Below are 25411 nucleotides of genomic sequence, written 5' to 3'. Positions count from 1 at the left end.
GTGCTGTTATCCAGTAAAATGATAAAAAATCACCATGCATGAGAATTTTGGATAATGAAGCTGCCCCCCCTGCGTGCCGTTCAATACTTCGAAGTGGTTGCCCGCCTGCTCAGCTTTTCTCGCGCCGCGGTTGAGCTCAACGTCAGCCAGAGTGCGGTCAGCCACCAGATCCGCCTGCTGGAGGATTTTCTGGGTGAGCGGTTGTTGCTGCGCCAGGGCCGGCTGCTGTCGTTGACGGCGCAGGGGGAGGTCTATTTCGAAGGGATCTCCGCCGGGCTCGGCCAGATTGCACAGAGCAGCGAGCAGCTGCGCGGCGGTGGCGAAATGCGGATCCGGCTCGCGGTCTACAGCTCGTTTGCGGTGAAGTGGCTGATCCCGCGCCTGGCGGGGCTGCGCCAGCTCTATCCCGAGCTGGATCTCAGCCTGGAGATGGTGGCGGAGGATCCCGAACTCTCCGATCGGGTGGCGGACTGCTTCATCACTGTCTCCCCCAAGGGGCCCGGTTATATGCACGATCTGCTCTATCGGGAGCGGCTGATGCCGGTGTGCAGCCGGCGGCTGTGGCAGCAGGTGGAGGGGGAGTGGCCCGCGGCCTTGTGGCAACTGCCGTTGCTCTCCATCCAGGCGATCTACAAGGAGAAGGGGGAGGATTGGCGGCGCTGGGCCGACGTGGGCGGGCTGACGATCGCCCCCGAGGCGAGGATGCACCATTTCAGCCACATTCTGCTGGCACTGGAGGCAGCCAACTGGGATCAGGGGGTGGCACTCATCAACGACTATATGCTGCAGCCGGAGGATCCTGGTCTGGTGCGACTGCCGCTGCATGCACTGGAGACCGGGGACAACTTCTATTTCGTCTGCAAGCGCTCGCGTGTCCATGAGCCCGCCATCAGCCGGCTGCGCCAATGGCTCTGGCAGGAGGCGCAAGCGAGCCTGCGCCCTGGTGAGAATGAACCGCTCAGGCGCGTTTGAATCGGCTTAGCACGAGCAGGTTGGTGGCGGAGATCCAGCGAAGGGTCGAGATATGGAGTGGCCTGACGGCAAGGCTCAGGCCACTTAGGTTCAGGCTTTCTTGAACTGGCTCAGGATAAACAGGCTGGTGGCGCAGACCACCACCGAAGGGCCGGCCGGGGTGTCCTGATACCAGGAGAGCAGCAGTCCGCCGAGCACGGCAAGGCAGCCGATGAGGGCGGCAAAGCCGGCCATCTGTTCCGGTGTCCGGCTGAAGCGGCGGGCCGTTGCCGCAGGGATGATCAGCAAGGAGGTGATGATCAGCGCCCCGACGAACTTCATCGCCACGGCGATCACCAAGCCAATCAGCAGCATCAGCACGCAGCGCAGTACATCGACCCTTACCCCTTCCACCCGCGCCAGCTCTTCGGAGATGGTCATTGAGAGCAGGGGATCCCACAACCGCCACAGGGTGAGCAGCACCAAGGCGCCGCCGCCATAGATCCAGAGCAGGTCCATCGGCTGCACCGAGAGCAGGTCGCCGAACAGGTAGGCCATCAGATCCACCCGCACGTTGTCCATGAAGCTCAAGGTAACCAGGCCGAGCGACAGGGCGCTGTGGGCCAAGATGCCGAGCAGGGTATCGGTGGCTACCTGCTGGTTGCGGCTCATGATCACCAGCAGCATGGCCATGGCGAGGCAGCAGACCACCACCGCCAGGGTGAGGTCCACCTGCAGCAGGATGCCGAGCGCGATGCCGAACAGGCAGGCGTGGGAGAGGGTGTCGCCAAAATAGGCCATCTTGCGCCACACCACGAAGCTGCCGAGGGGGCCGGCCAGCAGGGCGATGCCGAGGCCGGCCGCGAGGGCGTATAACAGAAAGCTGTCCACTTGATGATCCTGTCGGGTACGTTATTGATTGCGGGAGGGCAGGCGGATGACGGGGGCCTGCGGTTCATGATGATGGTGTTCGCCGTCGCAGTGGTGATGGTGGGTGTAGACCGCCAGCACCTCCTGCTCCGGTCGGCCGAACAGACGGGCAAACTCGGGGTGACGGGCCACGCTCTCCGGCTCGCCATGACAGCAGACGTGGCGGTTGAGGCAGATCACCTCGTGGGTGCTGGCCATCACCAGGTGCAGGTCGTGGGAAACCATCAGCACGGCGCAGTTGAACTCGGCGGCCAACTGGCTGATGAGGGCGTAGAGCTCGATCTGGCCGTTGATGTCCACCCCTTGCACTGGCTCGTCCAGCACCAGTAGCTCGGGTTTGACCAGCAGGGCACGGGCCAGCAGCACCCGCTGCATCTCGCCGCCAGAGAGCTTTTGCATCCGGTTGTCCAAGAGATCTTCCGCACCGACCCGGTTCAATGCTTCCTCGATGGAGAGGCGGCCATTCTTGCCAAGCTGCAGGAAACGGCGCACCGTCAGCGGCAGGGTAGGATCCAGATAGAGGCGCTGGGGCACATAGCCGACCCGCAGGTCGCGGCTGCGGATGATTTGGCCTGAATCCGGCGTGAGCAGGCCCAGTACCAGCTTGCTCAGGGTACTTTTGCCCGCTCCGTTGGGACCGACCAGGGTCGTGATTTTGCCTTTGTTCAGGGTAAAGGAGACCTTGTCGAGCACGGATCGTCCATCAAATGAAAGACAGACCTCTTTCAGCTCCACCAGTTGGGTCATGACAGCTCCGGGGTTTACAGCCTGTGAGAGTTATAATATAACAATAACGTTGGTTTGTTATATTATCACACACACACTTCCTGACGAGATCTCTATGCGAATTCTTGCCCTGATCACTGCCCTGCTGGCGGTGAGTCTGCCTGTCCGTGCCCTCGAGGTGCTGACCACCATCAAGCCGCTGGGTTTCATCGCGGCCGCTATCACCGACGGCGTAAGCGAGCCCAAGGTGCTGCTGCCGACCGGCGCCTCGCCCCATGATTTCTCCCTGCGCCCCTCCGACATTCGCAGCATCAATGAGGCCGATCTGGTGGTTTGGGTCGGCCCCGAGCTGGAAGGCTTCATGGCCAAACCGCTGGCCAAGCATCCCCATGTGTTGACCCTGACCCGGGTCGAAGGGATGCCGCTGTTCGATTACAGCAAGCAGGCCGGTCACGAAGAACACGCCGACGAGGCGCATGAAGGCCATGACCACGATGGTCATGAGGGGCACCACCACGAGGGCGTCGATCCCCATATCTGGCTGGGACCGACCCAGGCGCTGGTCATTGCCAATGCCCTGAGCGAAACCTTGAGTGCTCAGGATCCTGCCAACGCCGAGCGTTATCGCGGCAACCTGCTGGCGTTCAAGGCCAAGGTGGAGGCCAAGGACAAGGTGATTGCCGAGCAGATGAAGGCGGTGAATCAGAAGGGCTACTTCGTGTTCCACGAGGCCTATGGCTATTGGGAGCGCCACTACGGCATGAGCTCCAAGGGCCACTTCACCGTGAGCCCGGAGCGGCGCCCCGGCGCCAAGACCCTGGTGGAGATCCGCAAGGCGCTGGAAGAGAAAAAGGCGAGCTGCATCTATGCCGAGCCGCAATTCTCGCCGGCGGTGATCGAGTCGGTGGCCCGCAATACCGGTGCCAAGGTGCTGCTGCTGGACGAAGTGGGTGAACAGGTGCCGCTCGGCCCGGATGGCTATCCCCGGTTCATGCAGCAGCTGGCCGACGCTTTCGCCGAGTGCCGCTGACAGACCCACCGAGCCGTGGTGCTCATCGATGGGACGAGCACAGCCAACTATACTGACTTCCAGCATCTGACAGGGAGTGTCTTGTATGAAATGGCTGCTCGTTCCCACCTGCACGTTGGCACTATGCTGTGCCAGCGTGCAGGCATCCCGCCTCTCCGAATACATCGCCAGCCCCGAGCTGCGGGCAAAATTGCAGGAAGTGTATGGTGGTCGTGCCATTCAGCGGGCCGAGGCATTTTCGCGCCTGCTCACGCCCAGGGCTGGTACCACGGATCAGCAGAAGATCGAGCTGGTTAACAACTACTTCAACAACCTGACCTATAGCGATGATCCCAGGTTGTGGGGAGAAACGGATTACTGGGCCAATCCGCTGGAGTTTATTGGCGCCCGCGGTGGCGACTGCGAGGATTACAGCATCTCCAAGTACTACACCCTGATGGAGCTGGGGGTGGACGAGAAGAAGCTGCGGCTGGCCTACGTCAAGGCGGTGCGTTACAACCAGTTCCACATGGTGACGCTCTACTTCGCGACCCCCAAGTCGGATCCAATGGTGCTCGACAACATCAACAGCCGGATCCTGCCCGGCAGCAAGCGAACCGACCTGATCCCCGTCTACAGCTTTGATGCCAAAAGCATCTGGATCATGAAGTCCCGCCGTGAAGGGACGCTGGCAGGCAGTGCCGACAGGTTGGCGCAGTGGACGTCGATGAAGACCCGGTTCTCCAGCGAGCAACTGCGCTCCCCCCGCCGCGAGCTATAGCTTGCCCGCGGTTTTCAACTCCTCGAAATATTTGGCCGCGCCCGGATGCTGGTCGATGCTCAGCACCGGGCCGGTCTTATTGCGTGCCTGGTGGAACAGGTTGGCGTAGCCGTAGGTCTGCTCATTGAACTTGGTTTGCTGGGTCAGCATGGCCTTGGTCAGGCGGTACACATCGGCTTCCGGCGTGCTGGCGGTGGTCACCAGGGTAGCTGCGATGGCAAAGGTCGGCGTCGCCTTGAGGTTGCCCGGGTAGATGCGTGCAGGCACCTGGCTGCGCTGGTAATACTTCACTCCCTTGAGCAGTTGATCTCGGGTCGCCCCCTCGATCGGCAGAAAACGCACGGCGCAGCGTTTGGCTGTATCCAGCACGATGCGGTTGGGGTGGCCCATCACCAGGCCATACGCATCGATCTGCTTGCTGCAGAGCGACTCGGCCAGATTGGCCACGCTCTTGAGATCGAGATCCTGCTCCTTGGTGCCCAGCACGTTGAACAGAGCGAGCGCCGTCTGGCGGGTGCCTGAGCTCTTGAGCCCCATGTCGATGGGGGCCAGCTTGAGCTGCTCCAGGCTGGTGATATCGCCGTCGGCCCTTACCACTATGGTGAAGGGTTCGGCGTGGGTGGCGAAGATGGCTCTGAGCTCTGGCTGTGGCTGACTGGCATACGGACCCAGACCGTGACTGGCCTGGTAAAGCCAGTCCGACTGCACCAGCGCATAGCGGGTCTCTCCACTCTTCAGCTGGCGCAGATTTTCGATGGAGCCCGAGGTCGCCTGCAGCTTGCACTGCAATCCAGCATCGCTCTTGTTGGCCAGCCGGCAGAACTCTTTGGCGATCTGGTGATAGATCCCCTGCTCACCGCCGGTGGCGATGGTCATGGTGTCGGCCAGCAGCGGCAGTGGGCACAGCAGAGCGAGCAACAATCCGGTCTTGTTCATCATGCCTCCTTGCTGGCGTAGCCATCGATGCCCCAGTTGCGCAGGGTATCGATATCCTGAATGTCGCCAGCCTCCGCCAACAGGGTGTAGCCCGCGCTGTGCAGGCACTGAGCCACCAGATTCCAATAGAGCGGGGCCTGGCTTGGCTGGCAGCTGATGAAGACAGGGTTGATGGGGTCGAGCTGATTGAAGGTCTCGTTGGTCATCGGGATGGCGCTGAAGGCCATCTCCACGCCCTGTTCTTGCAAGGCGGCCAGCCGCTCCTGGGCAAGGGGCGGCACATGTTCCTGATCCCAGCGCCAGTCGAGGGTCTTGCCTCTGCCCTTGGCAAGCAAGGGGGAAAATTGCGTCCAGTCAGCGTGGCCGAGCAGGCTGAGCGGCAGTTGCAGTCCCTCGACCGTGTGGTGCAACCAGAGATCGAGCAGGTGCCGGATCTCGTCCGGCGAGCTGTCCAGCGAGGGGGTGACCTCTGGAATGAGGCGGCTGTAGAGGCGAATGCTGCCCTGAGTCGAGAAGAAATGCTGTTGCTGCAGGCCTTCTCCTGCCTCAGTCAGGGTTTGCAGCGGCTGATTTGATATGGCGACCTGTTTGCTGAGCTGGCTTATCTTGAGCCGCTGTTGCAGCAGATCCCGTTTGCGTTCGGACACCAGCTGGTTGACCGAGGCAACCAGCTCCTTGAGATCCTGCAGCCAGGGGGAGGCCAGATTGCCGCTGAATTGGCGCTTGCGGATCTTCACCAACTGCTGGTTGATCTGCTCGAGCGGGCGCAGCAGCCGGTTGCAGACCCAGGAGATCACCAGGGTGAATACCAGTAGACCGGCCAGCAGTGCCGTGCCGGTACGGCTGATGGCATTCCATAGGTGCTGGTAGGCATAACCCGTGTGTCCTTCCAGGGTGAGGGTGCCCAGCATGCGCCAGCCATCGGTCAGCTCCTGCTCAATTTTTACCGGCGGCATGTCGATAACAGAGGGAAGCCAGGTCGGTACGTTTTGCTGCGCCGTGTGGAAGACCTTCTGAAACAGCACCTGGCCATCGGGATCCAGCAGGGTGACTGCGCTGACGAAGCCGCCGTCGAACATGGCGTTGACGATGGTTTCGGCCAGTACCTTGTCATCGTTGAGCAGGGTGCCCTGCAGCACCAGGCCGAGGGCCGTGATGGCGGTTTCCAGATTGGCAGACATCTGATCGAGGATGGACTGGCGTACCGTGGTGACCTCCAGCATGAACAGCAGGATGGCCCCGGCCAGGAACAAGATCAGGATGATTCGATTTAACAGTTTCGCTAACGACATATCCACTCCATGGAAAAGTTATCGCAACATGCTGAAACCTTGGGTCTGATGTGAGCGGACCCGGCTCTTAAAAATAGGAAAAAAATGGTTAAAAAAGACGATCATTTCTGCCCATAAAGGAATGTTATGCATAAAATGTGAGGTTCATGCAGATTGCTATGAACTAATTGTGAGTATTTAGGTCAAACAATCAGTTTTATACGGTTTCATAACAAACAAACTGACCACTAACACCCTTAGATCTAATGACAGGATAGCGGATGAAACGTCTCCGTCCCTTGGTAGCGCAGGCTGCCAATTGGGAACCCCCGGTTCCCCGCAAACACTTTTACGCCATGCTATTGCTGACCGCCATGACGCTGTCAGCGGTAGCCATATTGCCAGCACCGGGTGACATCCTGGAGCGGCCATTGCGTCTGGAGTTGCCGATCGCCACCAACGGCACCGCAACCAACGAAGACAATACGGACTTCAACGACATCCCGGATCACGAGCTGGTGGAAGCCGCGACCCCGGAAGATGACATCCCGACCGATGCCACCCCCCAGTGGCAGGATTATCGGGTACGAAACGGCGAAAACCTGACCACCATCTTCAACAACCTGGGTCTCTCCACCACTACCCTCTACAAGGTGCTGGATGCCGATACCAAGAACAATCTGGCACGTCTCAAGCCCGGTCAAACCATCGAGCTGCTGATCGATCAGGACAACATACTGCAGCAGATGAAGATTCGTCTGAACATCAAGCAGACCCTGATCCTGGAGCGCACCGACGACACCTACAGCGCCAACATGCTCAACGAAGAGGTGGAGTGGCAGAAGAAGGGGTATGACGGGGTCATCAACGGCAGTTTTTACGTCAGTGCCCGCAATGCGGGGATCCCGGCCAACCACATCCAGAAGATTGCCAACCTGTTCCAATGGCGGCTCAACTTCGCCAAGGATCTGAAAAAGGGCGACAAGTTCAAGGTGCTGGTGCGCCAGGAGACGGTCGAGGGCAAGAGCACCGGCAATACCCAGTTGCTGGGGGTGGAAGTGTTCAGCCAGGGCCAGAGCGTGTCAGCCTGGTTGTCTGAAGATGGCAACTACTACGATGGCCAGGGCAACAGCCTGGAGCGCGGCTTCCGCCGTTATCCGACCCACAGCCGCTACCGGGTCAGTTCCAGCTTCAACCCGAACCGCCGTCACCCGATCACCGGCCAGGTGCGTCCCCATGAGGGCACCGATTTTGCCCTGCCGGTCGGCACTCCCGTGATGGCAACCGGCGACGGCGTCGTGCTGAAGGCGACCAGCCACCCGCTGGCGGGCACCTATGTGGTGATCAAGCATGGCCGCACCCTGATGACCCGTTATCTGCACCTGAGCAAGCTGCTGGTCAAGCCGGGCCAGAAGGTGAAGATGGGTGACAAGATTGCGCTCTCCGGCAACACCGGTCGCTCCACCGGTGCCCACCTGCACTACGAGGTGCGGATCAACAACCGTCCGGTCGATGCCATGAAGGTCAAGCTGCCGATGGCTGAACCGCTCTCCGGCAAGGAGAAGCGCCAGTTCCTCGCCAAGGTGAAGAGCTATCGCAAGGAGATGGAGGCCGGTTGATGCCTTTCTCGCCGAAACAAAAAGGCCCCGCCACTCTGGCGGGGCCTTTTTGTTGGCTGGTGGCCATCAATAGCCCTTGTCGAAGTCTATCTTGCCGTCCAGCGGTTGGCCGTCGATGAAGCGGATGTAGTTGCGCACAAAGATCTGGGCCACATCCTCGGGGAAGCTGTAGGCGCTGTTGTGCGGCGTGATGATGAGATTGGGCTGGCCCCAGAGCGGGCTGTCGGCGGGCAGCGGCTCCTGTGCGAACACGTCCAGCACTGCCATACCCAGCTTGCCGGTGCGCAGCGCCGTGAGCAGGTCACCTTCGTGGATGGCGTTGCCGCGCCCCACGTTGAACAGGATGGCGCCCGCTTTGCAGTGTTCGAAACGGGGAGCGGTGAAGAGGTGATGCGTCTCGCGGGTGGCGGGCAGGACGCTGACGATGACGTCTGCCTGCGCCAGCACCTTGTTGAGGGCCGGCAGCTGATACACCTGATCGAAGCCGGCCCGCTCGCGGCCGCTGCGGCTGATGCCAAGCACCTTCATGCCGAAGTGCTTGCCGGTGTGGGCTATGTGCTGGCCTATGCTGCCGGTGCCCAAGATGAGCAAGGTGCGTCCTTTGAGGCCGTGATAGGGGTGGCTTTGCCACAGCCGCTGCTTCTGTTGCTCCCGATAGAGCGGCAGCTGGCGCATCAGGCTGAGGAGATGGCCGAACACATATTCGCTCATCAGCGGGCCGAAGATGCCGCGCACGTTGGTGAGCTGATAGTCGCGGCGGCAGCTGGCATCCAGCAGCACGTCGACTCCAGCGTAGGTGGACTGCAGCCAGCTGAGCTTGCCGGCCTTGGCCAGCAGCGGTTTGGCCCGCGCCGGTTCCGCCATCAGGATGTGGGCTTCGCCGATCAATTTCTCGGCCTCGCCCTGATTGTCGGCCCGCAGAATGCGCAAATGGGGGAGGTGGGCCGCCTTGAGCAGGCGCTCGTAGTGAGCATTGTCCTGGCTGAGCAAAAGAAGGGTACGTTGACTCATACTCTTGTTCCTTATCAGATTTGCGGCGCGGGAGAGAGGCCGCTCTGCCCTCATCTTACCCGAGTTGACCGGCCAACATAGCCGACCAGGCCGCTTTTTCGTTTTCGCGCGGCCCCTCGTGGGCTACAATCTGCCCCACATTTTGCAAAGGATCCGACTCCAGTGTTTGGTGACAAGTTTTATAAGCGACTGGCCGAGCTACAGCCTTGGCAACAGACCGTCTACACCCTGGCGCTGGCAGAGCGCATGTACCCCAACTATGCGCTGTTTTCCCAGGCTTCCGGTTTCGGGGATGCGAAGGCATTTCGCCACGCCCTGGATCAGATGTGGAATTACCTGACGGTGAAGGGTTCCCGCGTCAATCTGGGGGCGATCCTGGAGGCGTTTGAAGTCTATATTCCCGAGCCTGGCAAATTCGAGTCCTACGGTGCCTATCCGGCGCTGGATGCCTGCGTGGCGCTGGGCTGTGCCTACAACTCGGTGATCTGCCGGGTGGGTGAAGAGGCCAACGATGCCAGCCATGCGTCGGTGGGTACCGTGGCCGGTTTCATCGAGATGCTGGAAGAGCGCGACCTCACCGACGAGGAGCTCTACGAGCACGAATACATGGAAGCTGAGCTGGAGTTCCAGGTCGAGCTGCTCAAGCGGGTTGCCCATGAGCGCGACAGCGACCGCATTCTGGCTATCCGTACCTTTGCGGCCCAGGATGGCGTCTCCAATATCGGCATCAGCCTGGAAGAGTGATCGCACTTCCCCGGCTCATAAAAAAAGCTCCCGAATGGGAGCTTTTTTTATGCCCGCTCCTCGGTGAGGGGCCGGACGCTCAGCACCGGGGCCGCGTCTATCTCGTCAGCATTCATCATGGCCGAGATGCGCTGCAGGGAAGAGAGCAACAGGGTCTGTTCCCAGACCTCAAGTGCCTGAAAGCGCTGGATGAAGCGCTCCTGCAGCGGGGTGGGCGCCTGGGCCAGCAGGGCGCGGCCTGCGTCAGTCAGCGTCGCATGCACCTTGCGCTTGTCGGTTTCGCTGCGGATGCGCTGCACCAGCTGGCGGCTCTCGAGGCGGTCCATGATGGTGGTGGCGGTGGCCTGGCTCATGTTGGTGTGATCCGCCAGCTGGCGCATGGAGATCTGACCCAGCTCGTCGATCCCCTTGAGCAGCAAGAGCTGGGGCGAGGTCAGGCCGGCCTCCTTGATCAAGCGCTTGGAGTGCATGTCGATGGCACGAATTATCTGGCGCAGGGCGACCAGCACTTCATCATGTTTTTCCATGGGGAACGAATCGTCGAGGGGCTGTTGAGAGGCGCAAAATTCTCCGCCTAATTCGTCACAAGGTCAATATGGTTTTCACTGTAATGATTTCTGCTCTAATCATTTTTGTGTTAGGTTAGCGGGCATTTTCCGAATTTTGACCCGACCTTTGAGGAGCAAGATGATGAGTGACGAACTGGACATCAAGTCGCTGACGGCCGACCTTCGGGTGGTCAGAGTACGTTATGAACTGCCTGATACCTCGGCTTTCGTGCGTTACCAGCCTGCCTATGACGAAGACCCCAACAACCTCAAGGTGCACCACTACGATGGTGAGCTGCCCCTCTCCTGTAGTGAGACTGGTTCTTTCAACCTAAAGGAGTTGGTGAATGAATTGCGTTACGCCTATGTGCTGGTACACCTCTTCCCGGACGAGAGCGCGATGAACTTCTATCTGACCGGGCTTGATACCGGGCTGGCCCAGCTGGAGTTCATCGGCGGCTCCTACGACTTCAACCGGCTCTGGATCACCAGCGGCATCTCCAACCTGGGCGTGCCCATGGCCATCTTCCTCGGCAAGCGTCATGCGGTGAATGGCCAGCCTTCGGTCAGCCTGGTGGACCACCGGGTGCAGACGGCCGGCAAGCTGGTCTACCGCGCCATCGGTGGTGCCGGCGATCACGTGGGTGAAGACTTTTTCAACAACGACTAAGGAGGCCAGATGAGAGCAAGCAAAGGGCTATTCAAAGGACTCAATCCGACCATGGCCATGACGGCACTCACCGTCATCACCCTGTTCCTGCTGTTCGGGGTGTTCGTCCCCGAAACCGCCGCCAGCTGGTTTGTCGGCGCCAAGGATCAGATCATTGCCGGGTTCAAGTGGTACTATATTCTGGTGGTCGCCCTGTTCCTGTTCTTCGCTGTCTACCTGATGTTCAGCCGCTTTGGCAGCATCCGGCTGGGTGACGACGACCAGGTACCGGAGTTCGGCTACTTCGCCTGGTTTGCCATGCTGTTCAGCGCCGGCATGGGTATAGGCCTGGTGTTCTGGAGCATCGCCGAGCCGATGAACCATCTGCAGGGCAACCCCTTCATCACCGAAGGGATGACCCCTGAAGCGGCCCAGATCGCCATGCGCCTCACCTTCTTCCACTGGGGCCTGCACCCCTGGGCCATCTACGTGATCGTCGGCCTGTCGCTCGCCTTCTTCAGCTATCGGCGCAAGCTGCCGCTGGCCATCCGCTCCGTGCTCTATCCGCTGCTCGGCGATCGCATCTACGGCTTCTGGGGCCACGCCGCCGACGTGCTGGCGGTGTTTGGCACCGTGTTCGGGGTGGCCACCTCCCTTGGGCTGGGGGTCTCCCAGATGAACACAGGGCTCAACCAGATGTTCGGCATGGAAGTATCGCAAGCGAACCAGCTCTGGCTCATCGGCGGCATCAGCCTGATCGCCACTCTGTCGGCAGTCTCCGGGGTCGGACGGGGGGTCAAGCTACTCTCCGAGCTCAATATCTGGCTGAGCGTGTTTGTGCTGGGCCTCTTTCTGGTGCTGGGGCCGACCACCTACATCCTCAACGCCTATGTGCAGAACATCGGTGACTACCTGCAAAACATCGTCAAGCTGAGCTTCTGGACCAACACCGAGGCCAACGGCACCTCGGCCTGGCAGTCGAGCTGGACCGCCTTCTACTGGGGCTGGTGGATTGCGTGGGCGCCGTTTGTCGGCATGTTCATCGCCCGCATCTCCAAGGGGCGTACCATCCGCGAATTCGTGCTCGGTGTGCTGCTGGTGCCCTCGCTGCTCGGCATGTTCTGGCTCACCGTGTTCGGCGGTACCGCCATGAATCTGGAGCTGTTCGGCGGTGGCGGCGTGGTGGCCGCGGTCAATCAGGACGTGACCCTGGCGCTCTACCAGACGGTGGAACTGCTGCACTGGGAAACCTTCGGCTGGATCGCCAAGGGCGTGCTGACCCTGCTGATCTGTACCTACTTCATCACCTCCAGTGATTCGGGCACTCTCGTGATCACGACCCTGCTCTCCATCGGCGATCAGGATCCTCCCGTGTTGCACCGCGCCATCTGGGGGCTGGGTCAGGGGCTGGTGGCCGCCATCCTGCTGGTCTCCGGCGGGCTGGCCGCCCTGCAGGCCGCCAGCATCATAGCGGCGCTGCCCTTCTCGGTGATCATGCTGGCCATGTGCTATTCGCTGATGCTGGGGCTCAAGCAGGAGAGCCAGCACCAGTTCGAATACCGGCAAAAGCTCAAGCGCCACGACGGTTCAACCCACATGAGCCTGCTGGAGCGGATCGGGCCTGCCTGACCTGCTTCATCCTGTTGAGGCCGCCATCAAGCAGCCAAACAAAAAGGGGAACCTCGTGGTTCCCCTTTTTCATGGCTGATCAGCTGCCGCTGGTCACAGCATCTGTTTGAGACGATAGAGCAGATCCAGCGCCTGCCGCGGGGTGAGCTCGTCCGGGCGCACCGCTTCCAGCTCATCGACTACCGGATGACTCTGGGGCGCCATGGCCACCGGGGCCGGGCGAGATTCGCCAGCGGCCACCGGGGTGGCGCTTTCCAGCTCGTGCAGTTTGTGACGGGCCTGCTGGATCACCGATTTCGGCACCCCCGCCAGCGCCGCTACCTGCAGCCCGTAGGAGCGGCTGGCCGCTCCCTCCTGCACCGCGTGCATAAAGGCGATGGTGTCACCGTGTTCCACCGCATCGAGGTGGACGTTGGCCAGCCCGCTCATCAGCTCCGGCAAGCGGGTCAGCTCGAAGTAGTGGGTGGCGAACAGGGTGTAGGCGCCGATCTTGCTTGCCAGCTGTTCGGCGCAGGCCCACGCCAGCGAGAGGCCGTCATAGGTACTGGTACCGCGACCTATCTCGTCCATCAGCACCAGACTGCGGGCGGTGGCGTTGTTGAGGATGTTGGCGGTCTCGGTCATCTCCACCATGAAGGTGGATCTTCCCGATGCCAGGTCATCCGATGCCCCGATACGGGTGAAGATGCGGTCGATGGGGCCGATACGGGCGCTGTCGGCCGGCACGAAGGCACCGATATGGGCCAGCAGCACGATCAGCGCGGTCTGGCGCATGTAGGTGGATTTACCGCCCATGTTGGGGCCGGTGATGATCAGCATTCGCCGCTCCCTCTCAAGCCGGATCGGGTTGGCGATAAAGGGGTCTGTCATCACCTGCTCCACCACCGGATGGCGGCCCGCCTCGATCAGGATCTGATCCTCGTCGATGAGCGTCGGGCAGCGGTAGTCCAGGGTCTCGGCCCGCTCGGCCAGGTTGGCCAGCACGTCCAGCTCCGCCAGTGCGGCGGCGGACTCCTGCAGATCGCCGAGGTGGGGCAGCAGGGCATCGAGCAGCTCTTCGTAGAGGCGTTTTTCCAGCGCCAGCGCCTGAGCCTGGGCGGTGAGCACCTTGTCCTCGTACTTTTTAAGCTCGTCGATGATGTAGCGTTCGTTGTTTTTCAGTGTCTGACGGCGGATGTAGTGGGCCGGCACCAGGTGGCTGTTGGCGCGGCTCACCTCGATGTAGAAGCCGTGCACCTTGTTGTAGCCCACCTTGAGGGTGTTGATACCGGTCAGCAGCCGCTCGCGCTCCTCGATGCGGGCCAGGCTGGCGGTGGCGCCGTTGGCCAGATCCCGCAGCTCGTCCAGCTCCTGGTTGAAGCCGTCACGGATGACGCCGCCATCGCGGATCAGCACCGGCGGCACCTCCATCACGGCGCGCTCCAGCAGGTCGAGCAGTTCGGGGAAGGTGCTGGCGCGTTCGCGCAGCTGCTGCACCGCCTCGTGCTCGCTCTCCGCCAGCAGGCGCTGCAGCTCAGGCAGTTGGGCGAAGGCCTGACGCAGGCGGGTGAGATCGCGCGGACGGGCCGAACGCAGGGCCAGGCGCGCCAGCACCCGCTCCACATCGCCGACCTGGCGCAACAGGCCGCCCAGCTCGTCATAGAGGTTCTGCTCGATGAGCTCCTTGATGGTGCTCTGGCGACCTTTCAGGATCACCCGGTCGCGGATCGGCTGGTGGATCCAGCGCTTGAGCAAGCGGCTGCCCATGGGGGTAGCGGTGCAGTCCAGCACGGCGGAGAGGGTGTTGTCGTGGCCGCCGGCCAGATTCTGGGTCAGCTCCAGATTGCGGCGGGTGGCGGCATCCATGATGACCGCATGATCGGGCTGTTCGAGGCGCACGCTGCGAATGTGGGGCAGGGCGGTGCGCTGGGTGTCTTTCACGTATTGCATCAGGCAACCGGCGGCGCACAGGGCGGTCTCGCTCTGCTCGACGCCAAAGCCCACCAGATCCTGGGTGCCAAACTGTTGGCACAACAGCTTGCGGGCGGTACCCAGCTCAAACTCCCACTCGGGGCGGCGGCGCAGGCCACGGCGACCTTCAACGTGATGCAGGAAGGCGAACGATTCGGGGTAGAGCAGCTCGGCCGGGTTGGTGCGCTGCAGCTCCGCCAGCAGGGTCTCTTCTTTCTCGAACTGGTTAATGAAGAAGCGGCCGGAGCCGATGTCCATGGTGCCATAGCCGAAGCGGCGGCCATCGTGATAGACGGCGGCGATCAGGTTGTCTTGTCGTTCGCTGAGCAGCGCCTCGTCGGAGACGGTGCCCGGGGTGATGATGCGAATGACCTTGCGTTCCACCGGCCCCTTGCTGGTGGCGGGATCCCCGACCTGTTCGCAGATGGCGGCCGATTCGCCGAGCTGTACCAGCTTGGCCAGATAACCCTCGATGGCGTGATAGGGCACCCCTGCCATCGGGATGGGGCTACCGGCCGACTGGCCGCGCTTGGTCAGGGATATGTCGAGCAGCTGGGAGGCCTTGCGGGCATCGTCATAGAACAGTTCGTAGAAGTCGCCCATCCGGTAGAACAGCAGGATCTCCGGGTTCTCGGCCTTGAGGGTCAGATATTGCTGCATCATGGGCGTGTGGGCGCTGAGATTGGCGCCGGGCGCGGTGCCGGTAGCTTGGTGTTGTGCGGTCATGTGCGATTCCAGAAGGGGCCTCTGCGGGCCAGTGTCTGCGGTGATGAGCCTTGAACTTGATGGCGCCATTCTACACATAAGCAGCGCGGCGGGGGAGGTCGGGTTCCGGGGTTGTCTCTGGCTGAGCGGGTCTTGGTGCTGCACATCGATGTCGGTGGGGGTCTGCCCAGCGGTTGCGGGCGGCAGTGACGGGATCGCATAATATGCCTCTTCAACGAATCAGCAGGAGCCGTGATGAAACTGGATGCAGAGATAGAGCACCTTGCCATCGAGCTGGGTAAGGCCCTCGGTCAGCGTGGTTGGCTGGCGGCGACCGCCGAATCCTGTACCGGTGGCGGGGTGGCGACGGCCATCACCGACATCGCGGGCAGCTCAGGCTGGTTCGACCGCGGTTTTGTCACCTACACCAACGAAGCCAAGCAGCAGATGCTGGGGGTGAGCGGCGAGAGCCTTGAGCAGCACGGCGCGGTGAGCGAAGCGGTGGTGCTGGAGATGGCCCGCGGTGCTCTGGCCCACTCCTCTGCCGCCATCAGTGTCGCCATCAGCGGCATCGCCGGCCCTGGCGGCGCGACACCGGGCAAACCGGTCGGCACCGTCTGGTTCGCCTGGGCGGACCGATCTGGCCGTCATCATTCCCTGCTGGCCCGTTTCGACGGGGATCGCCGGCAGGTGCGCCAGCAGGCGGTGAGACAGGCCTTGTCGGGTCTGTTGGCCCTGCTCAGATAAATTGGGCTTGATACTGTATGAATAGACAGTATACTTAGCCCAACTTCATTTTTACTCACGATTTCCAGCGGAGATTGGCATGGATCAGAACAAACAGAAGGCACTGGCGGCTGCGCTGGGTCAGATCGAAAAGCAGTTTGGCAAAGGCTCCATCATGCGTCTGGGCGACAGCAAGACCATGGATATCGAAGCCATCTCCACCGGCTCCCTCTCCCTGGACGTGGCGCTGGGCATCGGTGGCCTGCCGTGCGGTCGTATCGTCGAGATCTATGGTCCGGAATCTTCCGGTAAAACCACGCTGACCCTTCAGGTGATCGCCGAAGCGCAGAAGAAGGGCAAGACCTGTGCCTTCGTCGATGCGGAGCACGCGCTGGATCCCATCTATGCCGCCAAGCTGGGCGTCAACGTCGACGACCTGCTGATCTCCCAGCCGGATACTGGTGAACAGGCGCTGGAAATCTGCGACATGCTGGTGCGCTCCAACGCCGTTGACGTCATCATCGTCGACTCCGTGGCAGCCCTGACCCCGAAAGCGGAAATCGAAGGCGAGATGGGTGATTCCCACGTCGGCCTGCAGGCCCGTCTGATGTCTCAGGCGCTGCGCAAACTGACCGCCAACATCAAGAACGCCAACTGCCTGTGCATCTTCATCAACCAGATCCGGATGAAGATCGGCGTCATGTTCGGCAGCCCGGAGACCACCACGGGTGGTAACGCGCTCAAGTTCTACGCCTCCGTGCGTCTGGATATCCGTCGCATCGGCGCCATCAAGGAAGGTGACGAAGTGGTCGGTAACGAAACCCGCGTCAAAGTGGTCAAGAACAAGGTGGCCCCGCCCTTCAAGCAGGCCGAGTTCCAGATTTTCTATGGCGCCGGCATCTCCAAAGAGGGCGAACTGGTGGATCTGGGCGTCAAGCACAAGCTGATCGACAAGGCCGGTGCCTGGTACAGCTACAACGGGGAGAAGATCGGTCAGGGTAAGGCCAACGTCATGAAGCTGTTCGCCGAGAACAAGGCGATGGCTGGCGAAGTAGAAGCCCGTCTGCGCGAGCTGCTGCTCTCCGGTGCCGTACCTGTCGATGACAAGGCTGCACCGGTTGAGGCAGAAGAGTTCGATGCCGAAAGCGAACAAGAGTTCGAATAAGGAACAGAGGAAGGCCGGGTTGATACCCGGCCTTGTTATTTATGGTTGATGAATCTGCTGACAAACCGGTCGAACTCACCTTTGAAGAGCAATTGGCTGCGGCCCGCGCCTTTGCCATGCGCAGTCTTGCTCGCCGGGAAAGCGCCGAGTCCGAGCTGGCCAGACGGCTGCGCCAGCAGGGCTATCAGGAAGAGGTGATCGAGGCGGTCGTCGGTTATTGCCGGGGTTACAACTGGGTCAACGACGAGCGCTATGGCGCCATGGCGGTAAGAGCTGGGGCGGCCAAGGGGCACGGTCCCATCAAGATCCGTTTCGAGCTGCGCCGCAAGGGGCTGGATGACAACCAGATTGACGCCGCCTTCGAGCAGCCGGAGCTGGACTGGTTTGAACTCGCCCTGGCGCTGTTGGCGCGGCGAGCCAACGTGGCCGACCTTGCCGATTTCAAGCTGCGGATGAAGTGGCTCAAATACCTGCTGGGGCGCGGCTTTACCCAGGAGCAGGGACGCTATGCGTTGAGCGCCTTGCAGGAGCGCGAGCTGTAAGCACTCCGTTTCTGCTCTCCTGCAAGTCGTCGCAGCCTGCTGATGACCTGCAGGGGGGATGGTGGCGCGCTTGCCAACTAGCCCCAACACCAAATACCAAACACCTAGCAGCCAAGATTGTCATGGCGCAGTTCTGCATTTCACAGGATGTCTTTTGCTCGGGTTGTCCGTATCGCTTATCCCGCCGCTATGGACATGATTGCATGTCATTTACCGCTGGCGTCTGTGGATTCAACAACTTGCATCCTGGTGGCGGACGCGGTGGAAGGCTCCTCGGTGACAAGCCGATTTTCCGCTGCCATCGGCCCAAAGCATGGCTGAAAACGCCCCGGTTTGTCTCCCTTTTCTCCCAGCCCCCATTTATGCGCGCTTTTTCACCCGTGGCGGCCCTGTCCGTTTTACTTTACCCCGCAGAAAACTTACATTAATGCGGTTAAAAGTCCGTATTCGAATCAAGCAGGATTTTCCATGTATATGTCCACGTCAGAGATTCGCGCCGCGTTTCTCGAGTATTTCCGTTCCCAGGGGCACCAGGTTGTCTCCTCCAGCTCGCTGGTACCGCATAACGACCCGACCCTGTTGTTTACCAACGCGGGTATGAACCAGTTCAAGGACGTGTTCCTTGGCGCAGACAAGCGTGCCTACAATCGCGCGACGACTTCCCAGCGTTGCGTGCGTGCCGGTGGTAAGCACAACGATCTGGAAAACGTCGGCTATACCGCTCGTCACCACACCTTCTTCGAAATGCTGGGCAACTTCAGCTTCGGCGACTACTTCAAGCAGGATGCCATCAAGTTTGCATGGGGTTTCCTGACCGAGGTGCTGCAACTGCCGAAAGAGCGCCTGCTGGTGACCGTCTACGCGACTGACGATGAAGCTTTCGACATCTGGGAAAAAGAGGTCGGTGTGCCGGCCGATCGCATCGTGCGCATCGGTGACAACAAGGGTGCACCGTACGCTTCCGACAACTTCTGGGCGATGGGCGATACCGGTCCGTGCGGTCCTTGCACCGAGATCTTCTACGACCACGGCGATCACATCTGGGGTGGCCGTCCCGGCTCACCGGAAGAGGATGGCGACCGTTTCATCGAGATCTGGAACGTGGTGTTCATGCAGTTCAACCGTCAGGCTGACGGTACCATGGAACCGCTGCCGCGTCCGTCCGTGGATACCGGCATGGGTCTGGAGCGTATCTCCGCCATCATGCAGGGTGTGCACTCCAACTACGAAATTGACATCTTCCAGGCGCTGATCAAGAAAGCGGCCGAGATCGTCGGCACCACCGACCTGAGCAACCAGTCCCTGCGCGTCATCGCCGACCACATCCGCTCCTGCGCCTTCCTGGTGGCAGATGGCGTGATGCCGTCCAACGAAGGTCGCGGCTACGTGCTGCGTCGCATCATCCGCCGCGCCGTGCGTCACGGTCGCAAGCTGGGTGCCACCGAAGTGTTCTTCTACAAACTGGCAGCCGAGCTGGCGGCACAGATGAAGGATGTCGCGGCCGAGCTGATTGCCCAGCTGCCGCTGGTCGAGCGCGTGCTGCGTATCGAAGAGGAGCAGTTCGTCCGCACTCTGGACAGAGGTCTGCTGCTGCTGGAAGACGTGCTGGCCAATCTCGGTGATGCCAAGGTCATTCCGGGCGAGGTGGTGTTCAAGCTGTATGACACTTACGGCTTCCCGGCCGACCTGACTGCCGACGTGGTGCGCGAGCGCGAGATCGGCATCGACGAAGAGGGCTTCAAGGCCGAGATGGAGAAGCAGCGTGCTCGCGCCAAAGAGGCTTCCAGCTTCGGCGTGAACTACAACGAGATGCTCAAGCTCGACTTCGAGACCCCCTTCACCGGTTACAAGACCCTGACCGAGCGCACCCGTGTGGTCGGCATCTACAAGGGCGTGGACGAGGTGAGCGGTCTCATCGCCGGTGACGAAGCTGTCATTGTGCTGGAGCAGACCCCCTTCTACGCCGAGTCCGGCGGCCAAATCGGCGACAGCGGTACCCTGAAAGTGGACGACGGCATCTTTGCCGTGACCGATACCGTCAAAGCGGGCAAGGCGATCATCCACAAGGGCTACATGGAGCTGGGCACCCTGGAGAAAGGGGCCGAGGTCGAAGCCGTGGTCGATGGCGAGCGTCGCCAGGCCATCGCTCTGAACCATTCCGTGACCCACCTGCTGCACGCTGCCCTGCGTCAGGCGCTGGGTGAGCACGTGACCCAGAAAGGCTCTCTGGTGGGTGCCGAGCGCATGCGCTTTGACTTCTCCCACTTCGAGGGGATGACCATGGCGACCATTCGCCGGGTCGAGGAGCTGGTCAACAACCAGATCCGCGCCAACCACGAAATCACCACCCAGCTGATGGATCTGGAAGCCGCCAAGTCGGCCGGCGCCATGGCGCTGTTTGGCGAGAAATACGAAGACGACGTGCGCGTGGTGCGCATGGGCGACTACTCCACCGAGCTGTGCGGCGGTACCCACGCGAAGCGCACCGGTGACATCGGCTTCTTCAAGATCATCGCCGAGAGCGGCATCGCCGCCGGTGTGCGCCGTATCGAAGCGGTGACCGGCAAGGCCGCCATCGACTTCATGCATCAGGTCGGCGAGCAGATCGAAGAAGCTGCCGCACTGGTGAAAGGTGACCAGTTCTGCATCGCCGACAAGGTACGTCAGGTACTGGACAAGGCCAAGATGATGGAGCGCGAGCTGGAGCAGCTCAAGGCCAAGCTGGCCGCTCAGGCCGGTAATGACCTGCTGGGTCAGGTTATCGAGATCAAGGGTCAGAAGGTGCTGGTTGCAGCGCTGGAAGGGGCCGATCCGAAATCCCTGCGCGGCATGCTGGACGAGCTGAAGAACCAGATGAAGTCTGGTGTCGTGCTGCTGGCCACCAGTGGCGAGGGCAAGGTTAACCTGATCGCGGGCGTCACCAACGACCTGACCGGCAAGGTCAAGGCCGGTGAGCTGGTCAATCTGGTCGCCCAGCAGGTAGGTGGCAAGGGCGGTGGTCGTCCCGACATGGCCCAGGCGGGTGGTACCCAGCCCGAGGCGGTGCCGGCAGCCCTGCAATCCGTACATTCCTGGCTGGAAGAGCGCCTGTAATCGGGCGAGGTGATCTGTGGCACTCTATGTACAGAAGTACGGCGGCACCTCGGTCGGCACGCTGGAGCGGATCGAGGCGGTAGCTGAGCGGGTCGAGCAGACCCGCGCCCAGGGACATGACGTGGTGGTGGTTGTCTCCGCCATGTCGGGCGAAACCAACCGGTTGCTGGGCATGGCCCAGCAGCTGGATCCTGATGCCAACCGGCGCGAGATGGATGTGCTGGTCTCCACCGGTGAACAGGTCACCATAGCGCTGCTGGCGATCGCGTTGAACAAACGCGGTTGTCCTGCGGTCTCAATGACCGGCGATCAGGTTCGCATTCATACCGATTCCGCCTATGGCAAGGCGCGCATCACCCACATTGACATCGAGCAGGTTCAGGCTGAACTGGGCGCGGGCAAGGTGGTGGTGATCGCCGGCTTCCAGGGGCGTGACGAGCATAACGCCATCACGACGCTGGGGCGCGGTGGCTCTGACACCACGGCGGTTGCCGTGGCGGCGGCCATCAAGGCCGATGAATGCCAGATCTTTACCGATGTGGATGGGGTCTATACCACGGATCCGCGCATCGAGCCCAAGGCGCGCCGTCTCGATACCATCACCTTCGAGGAGATGCTGGAGATGGCCAGTCTCGGCGCCAAGGTGCTGCAGATCCGTTCGGTGGAGTTCGCGGGCAAGTACCGCGTACCGCTGCGGGTGCTGTCGAGCTTTGTCGATGGAGAGGGAACCTTAATCACATATGGAGGTGAGAGGATGGAAGCTCCCCTGGTATCCGGGATAGCGTTCAATCGCAACGAGGCGAGCCTGACCATTCTGGGTGTGCCGGACAGGCCCACCGTGGCCGCGCAGATCCTGAATCCGATCAGCGACGCCAACATTGATGTCGACATGATAGTGCAGAACACGCTGGGCGATGGGACCGCCGACTTCACCTTCACGGTGAATCGCGATGACTATCGCCGGGCGCGCGCCCTGCTGGAGGAGACCGCCAGCGAGCTGGGGGCCGCCTGTGTGCAGGGCAACGGTGAGATCGCCAAGGTTTCCATCGTCGGAGTCGGGATGTGGAACCATCCTGGCGTCGCCCGCACCATGTTCAAGGTATTGGGCGAGGAGGGGATCAACATGCAGTTGATTTCCACCTCTGAAATCAAGATATCCGTGGTGATTGACGAGAAGTACCTGGAGCTGGCAGTGCGTGCCTTGCACTCCGCTTTTGGGCTGGATCAGGAGCCTCATGAGCAGCCCTTGGGAAACAATCCCTGATTGATTTAGTTTCAACCATTTACCATATCGGTATCTTTGTAAGATAATGTCGCATATCGATATAAATACAAAACAGGATACAGGAGCAAGCGAATGCTTATTTTGACTCGTCGTGTAGGGGAAACCCTGATGATTGGTGACGAAGTGACTGTCACCGTACTGGGCGTAAAAGGCAATCAGGTTCGTATCGGTGTGAACGCACCGAAAGAGGTCTCCGTACACCGCGAAGAGATCTACCAGCGCATCCAGGCCGAGAAAGTTCCGGGCCAATCCGGCTTCTAAGCGGCGTTAATGGCTGTGACAAGGCGACACCTCATGTGTCGCCTTTTGTTTTTCTGGGGGGCTGAAAATCATGTCGCAGGGAGTAAAAGAGCGGGATAAGTGTCGATATTGCTTGAATATTCCACGCTTTGACCAAATGCTGAGCGAACGCGCTTTTTTCTCCAAAAAAGTGTTTGACTAAAAATCCCTGTGAAGTATTATCAGCCCCGCAAACGGAGAGGTGGCCGAGAGGCTGAAGGCGCTCCCCTGCTAAGGGAGTATGCGGCTTATACCCGCATCGGGGGTTCGAATCCCCCCTTCTCCGCCATTTGCGCCCGTAGCTCAGCTGGATAGAGTACCTGGCTACGAACCAGGTGGTCAGAGGTTCGAATCCTCTCGGGCGCACCATATTAGACTCACGATGAGTCATGTACTGGCAATCAGCAAGCCGGTACACCTGAAAAAGGCTTACTGTTGAGTAAGCTTTTTTTATCGCTTTAAATCAGGGCGCCCGTAGCTCAGCTGGATAGAGTACCTGGCTACGAACCAGGTGGTCAGAGGTTCGAATCCTCTCGGGCGCACCATTTAAAGCAAAATCAAAAGTTTATGAGCGCCCGTAGCTCAGCTGGATAGAGTACCTGGCTACGAACCAGGTGGTCAGAGGTTCGAATCCTCTCGGGCGCACCATTTTGAAAGCAGTACCAAAAGTTTGTGAGCGCCCGTAGCTCAGCTGGATAGAGTACCTGGCTACGAACCAGGTGGTCAGAGGTTCGAATCCTCTCGGGCGCACCATATTGAAAGCAGTACCAAAAGTTGATGAGCGCCCGTAGCTCAGCTGGATAGAGTACCTGGCTACGAACCAGGTGGTCAGAGGTTCGAATCCTCTCGGGCGCACCATATAGAAGACAGCCTCGACCTCGGTCGGGGCTGTTTTTTTATATGACTATGCCACCAGGAGAGCTAACACGGCTCAGCTCGCGGTATCCTCCCGTTTGGCTCGACAACCGTCATCCGTCTTGCCCTCAGCCCAACAACAGCGTGACGAAGGCTCCTATGCCTGCATAAGGCGCTACCCTGTCGCGTACAATTGCCCATCTCCTAATCCCCTTATGCTCACGCCATCACCTCGTATAGCCGTCTTTTGGCCTGAGGCAATCCTTTATCCTCCTTTGTGATTACTGTCCCCAGATGGGCGCAGAAGCGGTTTGCGGGCAATAAAAAAGGATGCCGCAGCATCCTTTTTCATCCCCGTGGAGCGGGATCAGCTTTTCAGCCACTTGCGAATGCGGTTGGCATCGCCGACCGGGGTGCGTTTGCCCACCGAGTTGAGCAGTACGATGGCCAGCTCGCGGTTGTCCGGCTTGGCACGCATCAGCAGGCAACGGCCCGCCTCGTCGGTAAAGCCGGTCTTGGAGAGGCGCACATCCCAGTCCGGGTTCTTCACCAGCGGGTTGGTGTTGTTGAACATCAGGCTGTAGGCAGGGGTGCGAAAGCGCATGTCCTTGCTGGTGTCCTGGGTGAACTCGCGGATCAACGGCTGGCGATAGGCGGCGGCGATGAGCTTGGCCAGATCCTGGGCGGTGGAGACGTTGCGAGTCGACAGGCCGGTGGAGTCATAGAAGCGGCTGTTGCGCATGCCCAGCTGCTTGGCCTTGTTGTTCATGGCCCGTACGAAGGCGGGGCGTCCACCGGGATAGTGACGGGCCAGGGCCGAGGCCATGCGGTTCTCGGAGGACATCAGTGCCAGGTGCAGGGCATCGCGGCGTGATACCTGGGTGCCCATGCGCACCCGCGAATAGGTGTGTTTGATGGCGTCTCTGTCGTTCTGATCGATGGTCAGGGTCTGGCCGAGATCCTGGCGGGCATCCAGCACCACCAGTGCCGTCATCAGCTTGGTGATCGAGGCGATGGGGCGCACCCGGGTGGCATTCTTCTGGTACAGGGTCTTGCCCGTACCGACATCCATCACCAGCGCGCTGCTCGATTGCAGCTGCAGTTTGGCCGGGTTGGGGGCAGCCAATGCTGCTGGCAATCCCAGCAGTCCAACCAATGCATAAACCAGCGCCATAGCGCTAACCCGACACCGCATACTACCGACTCCATTCACGTCGAAAAAAAAGGCGCTAGATTCACTCATTTTTACTCTCGCTTGACAAGAGCGCCAGCGGGTAAATCGCCATTATTTAGCTAAAAAAAGGGCCATCTTGCGATGGCCCTGTGTATTTGTCTCAATCCCGTGGCGCACTGGCTTTGCGTTTGCTCAGCCAGCGCCAGATCAGCGCGATGAGACCGCCGACCAGCAGTACGATCGGCAGGCAGAGAATGATGCTGAGGAACTGGGACTGATACTCGGACGCCAGCTTGGTGTGGCTCAGGAAGTAGCCAAAGCCGACCAGCGGGCAGATCCACATGATGGAGCTGACCAGATTGACGATGAGAAAGCGCCCCTGCGGCAGTTCGGTCGCGCCGACGATATAGGGGTAGGCGGTGCGCACGAAGGCGATGTAGCGGGCGGTGATCAGGGTCACGATGCCGTATTTGTCCAGCAGGTAGTACACCTTCTGCTGGTGCTTCTCTTCCACATGGGACAGCAGCCGGTGGTAGAGCTGGGTATGACCCAGGAAACGCCCCTGCATGTAGCCGAGCCAGGTGCCGACGAAGGTGGCTAGGATCAGCAGCGGGATCACCCCAAGGGAGAGCACGTCCTGATAGATGAGCACGCCGGTCAGGATCAACAGGCTGTCGCCGGGCAGAAAGGCGGTGGGGATGAAGCCGTTCTCCAGCACCAGAAACGTCAATAACACGCCGCAGACCATGAAGGCCATCTTGGGATCGGATAGCGTCACCAGATCCTGATGCATAAAGGCGTGAGCCAGTTGGTAAAACTGCTCCATAGTTGCA

22 protein-coding genes and 6 tRNA genes are annotated in these 25411 nt (G+C 60.5%); 19 read left to right on the top strand and 9 right to left on the bottom strand.

Going from position 1 to position 25411, the window contains the following annotated elements:
• Window positions 1-54 precede the first annotated feature (54 nt).
• The gene (locus E5E96_RS04145) at window positions 55-972 is read left to right on the top strand and encodes a LysR substrate-binding domain-containing protein (RefSeq protein WP_011707446.1); all 918 of its coding nucleotides are present in this window, start codon (window positions 55-57) and stop codon (window positions 970-972) included.
• A 90-nt stretch (window positions 973-1062) separates the two neighbouring features.
• On the opposite strand, the gene znuB is transcribed toward E5E96_RS04145, so the two are convergent.
• Together znuB and znuC are read right to left on the bottom strand one after the other, a co-directional pair.
• Window positions 1063-1842, bottom strand: coding sequence for a zinc ABC transporter permease subunit ZnuB (gene znuB / locus E5E96_RS04140; RefSeq protein WP_011707445.1), 780 nt, complete (start codon window positions 1840-1842; stop codon window positions 1063-1065).
• Window positions 1843-1863: 21 nt separating this feature from the next.
• On the bottom strand, window positions 1864-2628 hold the full coding sequence (gene znuC, locus E5E96_RS04135) for a zinc ABC transporter ATP-binding protein ZnuC (protein ID WP_139703900.1): 765 nt from the start codon (window positions 2626-2628) through the stop codon (window positions 1864-1866).
• A gap of 94 nt (window positions 2629-2722) precedes the next feature.
• On the opposite strand from znuC, the gene znuA reads away from it, so the two are divergent.
• The gene (gene znuA, locus E5E96_RS04130; protein ID WP_171281609.1) at window positions 2723-3637 is read left to right on the top strand and encodes a zinc ABC transporter substrate-binding protein ZnuA; all 915 of its coding nucleotides are present in this window, start codon (window positions 2723-2725) and stop codon (window positions 3635-3637) included.
• An 85-nt stretch (window positions 3638-3722) separates the two neighbouring features.
• A complete protein-coding gene (locus tag E5E96_RS04125) occupies window positions 3723-4397 on the top strand; it encodes a transglutaminase-like cysteine peptidase (protein WP_077095163.1) in 675 nt (224 codons plus the stop codon).
• Here E5E96_RS04125 and E5E96_RS04120 read toward each other — a convergent pair.
• Window positions 4392-5333: a TAXI family TRAP transporter solute-binding subunit gene (locus E5E96_RS04120; RefSeq protein ID WP_077095162.1), complete on the bottom strand. Its 942-nt coding sequence runs from the start codon at window positions 5331-5333 to the stop codon at window positions 4392-4394. The two genes, E5E96_RS04125 and E5E96_RS04120, sit on opposite strands and share 6 nt — an antisense overlap.
• Window positions 5333-6625, bottom strand: a complete 1293-nt coding sequence (locus E5E96_RS04115; RefSeq protein ID WP_171281608.1) for a LapD/MoxY N-terminal periplasmic domain-containing protein — start codon at window positions 6623-6625, stop codon at window positions 5333-5335. Before E5E96_RS04115 ends, E5E96_RS04120 begins: the two co-directional genes overlap by 1 nt.
• Before the next feature lie 260 nt (window positions 6626-6885).
• On the opposite strand from E5E96_RS04115, the gene mepM reads away from it, so the two are divergent.
• Window positions 6886-8223, top strand: a complete 1338-nt coding sequence (gene mepM, locus E5E96_RS04110) for a murein DD-endopeptidase MepM (RefSeq protein ID WP_016352056.1) — start codon at window positions 6886-6888, stop codon at window positions 8221-8223.
• A 66-nt stretch (window positions 8224-8289) separates the two neighbouring features.
• Here mepM and E5E96_RS04105 read toward each other — a convergent pair whose 3' ends face one another.
• Window positions 8290-9234, bottom strand: a complete 945-nt coding sequence (locus tag E5E96_RS04105; protein ID WP_011707438.1) for a D-2-hydroxyacid dehydrogenase — start codon at window positions 9232-9234, stop codon at window positions 8290-8292.
• A gap of 162 nt (window positions 9235-9396) precedes the next feature.
• On the opposite strand from E5E96_RS04105, the gene E5E96_RS04100 reads away from it, so the two are divergent.
• Window positions 9397-9978 (top strand): YjaG family protein, encoded by a 582-nt coding sequence (locus E5E96_RS04100; protein ID WP_011707437.1) that lies wholly within the window; start codon window positions 9397-9399, stop codon window positions 9976-9978.
• Window positions 9979-10025: 47 nt separating this feature from the next.
• On the opposite strand, the gene E5E96_RS04095 is transcribed toward E5E96_RS04100, so the two are convergent.
• A complete protein-coding gene (locus E5E96_RS04095; protein WP_011707436.1) occupies window positions 10026-10505 on the bottom strand; it encodes a MarR family winged helix-turn-helix transcriptional regulator in 480 nt (159 codons plus the stop codon).
• Window positions 10506-10668: 163 nt separating this feature from the next.
• On the opposite strand from E5E96_RS04095, the gene E5E96_RS04090 reads away from it, so the two are divergent.
• The gene (locus tag E5E96_RS04090; protein WP_171281607.1) at window positions 10669-11196 is read left to right on the top strand and encodes a hypothetical protein; all 528 of its coding nucleotides are present in this window, start codon (window positions 10669-10671) and stop codon (window positions 11194-11196) included.
• 9 nt (window positions 11197-11205) lie between these two features.
• Window positions 11206-12804 carry a BCCT family transporter gene (locus tag E5E96_RS04085; protein ID WP_011707434.1) on the top strand — a complete coding sequence of 533 codons (1599 nt, stop codon included), beginning with the start codon at window positions 11206-11208 and terminating at the stop codon, window positions 12802-12804.
• A 93-nt stretch (window positions 12805-12897) separates the two neighbouring features.
• Here E5E96_RS04085 and mutS read toward each other — a convergent pair whose 3' ends face one another.
• Entirely contained in the window at window positions 12898-15480 is a 2583-nt protein-coding gene (gene mutS, locus E5E96_RS04080) for a DNA mismatch repair protein MutS (protein WP_171281606.1), read from the bottom strand.
• Between the two features lie 234 nt (window positions 15481-15714).
• On the opposite strand from mutS, the gene pncC reads away from it, so the two are divergent.
• From pncC to E5E96_RS04020, 12 genes are all read left to right on the top strand, one after another.
• Window positions 15715-16206: a nicotinamide-nucleotide amidase gene (pncC, locus tag E5E96_RS04075; protein WP_016352049.1), complete on the top strand. Its 492-nt coding sequence runs from the start codon at window positions 15715-15717 to the stop codon at window positions 16204-16206.
• Between the two features lie 79 nt (window positions 16207-16285).
• Complete coding sequence (gene recA, locus E5E96_RS04070; RefSeq protein ID WP_011707431.1) at window positions 16286-17350, top strand: recombinase RecA; 1065 nt, start codon at window positions 16286-16288, stop codon at window positions 17348-17350.
• A 41-nt stretch (window positions 17351-17391) separates the two neighbouring features.
• Window positions 17392-17892 (top strand): regulatory protein RecX, encoded by a 501-nt coding sequence (locus tag E5E96_RS04065; protein WP_171281605.1) that lies wholly within the window; start codon window positions 17392-17394, stop codon window positions 17890-17892.
• Between the two features lie 468 nt (window positions 17893-18360).
• Window positions 18361-20985, top strand: a complete 2625-nt coding sequence (alaS, locus tag E5E96_RS04060; protein ID WP_043127213.1) for an alanine--tRNA ligase — start codon at window positions 18361-18363, stop codon at window positions 20983-20985.
• 16 nt (window positions 20986-21001) lie between these two features.
• Window positions 21002-22249 carry an aspartate kinase gene (locus E5E96_RS04055; RefSeq protein WP_171281604.1) on the top strand — a complete coding sequence of 416 codons (1248 nt, stop codon included), beginning with the start codon at window positions 21002-21004 and terminating at the stop codon, window positions 22247-22249.
• Window positions 22250-22342: 93 nt separating this feature from the next.
• Window positions 22343-22531, top strand: a complete 189-nt coding sequence (gene csrA, locus E5E96_RS04050; RefSeq protein WP_005305164.1) for a carbon storage regulator CsrA — start codon at window positions 22343-22345, stop codon at window positions 22529-22531.
• Window positions 22532-22745: 214 nt separating this feature from the next.
• Window positions 22746-22838 (top strand) — tRNA-Ser (locus tag E5E96_RS04045).
• A gap of 3 nt (window positions 22839-22841) precedes the next feature.
• Window positions 22842-22918, top strand: a tRNA-Arg gene (locus E5E96_RS04040).
• Between the two features lie 99 nt (window positions 22919-23017).
• A tRNA-Arg gene (locus E5E96_RS04035) sits at window positions 23018-23094 on the top strand.
• Window positions 23095-23120: 26 nt separating this feature from the next.
• A tRNA-Arg gene (locus tag E5E96_RS04030) sits at window positions 23121-23197 on the top strand.
• 28 nt (window positions 23198-23225) lie between these two features.
• Window positions 23226-23302 (top strand) — tRNA-Arg (locus E5E96_RS04025).
• A 28-nt stretch (window positions 23303-23330) separates the two neighbouring features.
• A tRNA-Arg gene (locus E5E96_RS04020) sits at window positions 23331-23407 on the top strand.
• 364 nt (window positions 23408-23771) lie between these two features.
• On the opposite strand, the gene pbpG is transcribed toward E5E96_RS04020, so the two are convergent.
• Together pbpG and E5E96_RS04010 are read right to left on the bottom strand one after the other, a co-directional pair.
• The gene (pbpG, locus tag E5E96_RS04015; RefSeq protein WP_011707427.1) at window positions 23772-24599 is read right to left on the bottom strand and encodes a D-alanyl-D-alanine endopeptidase; all 828 of its coding nucleotides are present in this window, start codon (window positions 24597-24599) and stop codon (window positions 23772-23774) included.
• A 139-nt stretch (window positions 24600-24738) separates the two neighbouring features.
• The gene (locus E5E96_RS04010) at window positions 24739-25404 is read right to left on the bottom strand and encodes a DedA family protein (RefSeq protein ID WP_016352045.1); all 666 of its coding nucleotides are present in this window, start codon (window positions 25402-25404) and stop codon (window positions 24739-24741) included.
• Window positions 25405-25411 lie beyond the last annotated feature (7 nt).

It is taken from the genome of Aeromonas sp. 1805 (assembly GCF_013085525.1).
Classification (GTDB): domain Bacteria; phylum Pseudomonadota; class Gammaproteobacteria; order Enterobacterales; family Aeromonadaceae; genus Aeromonas; species Aeromonas hydrophila.
Note: the sequence above shows the minus strand (reverse complement) of the source record. Positions and strands in the feature narration are given on the sequence as shown.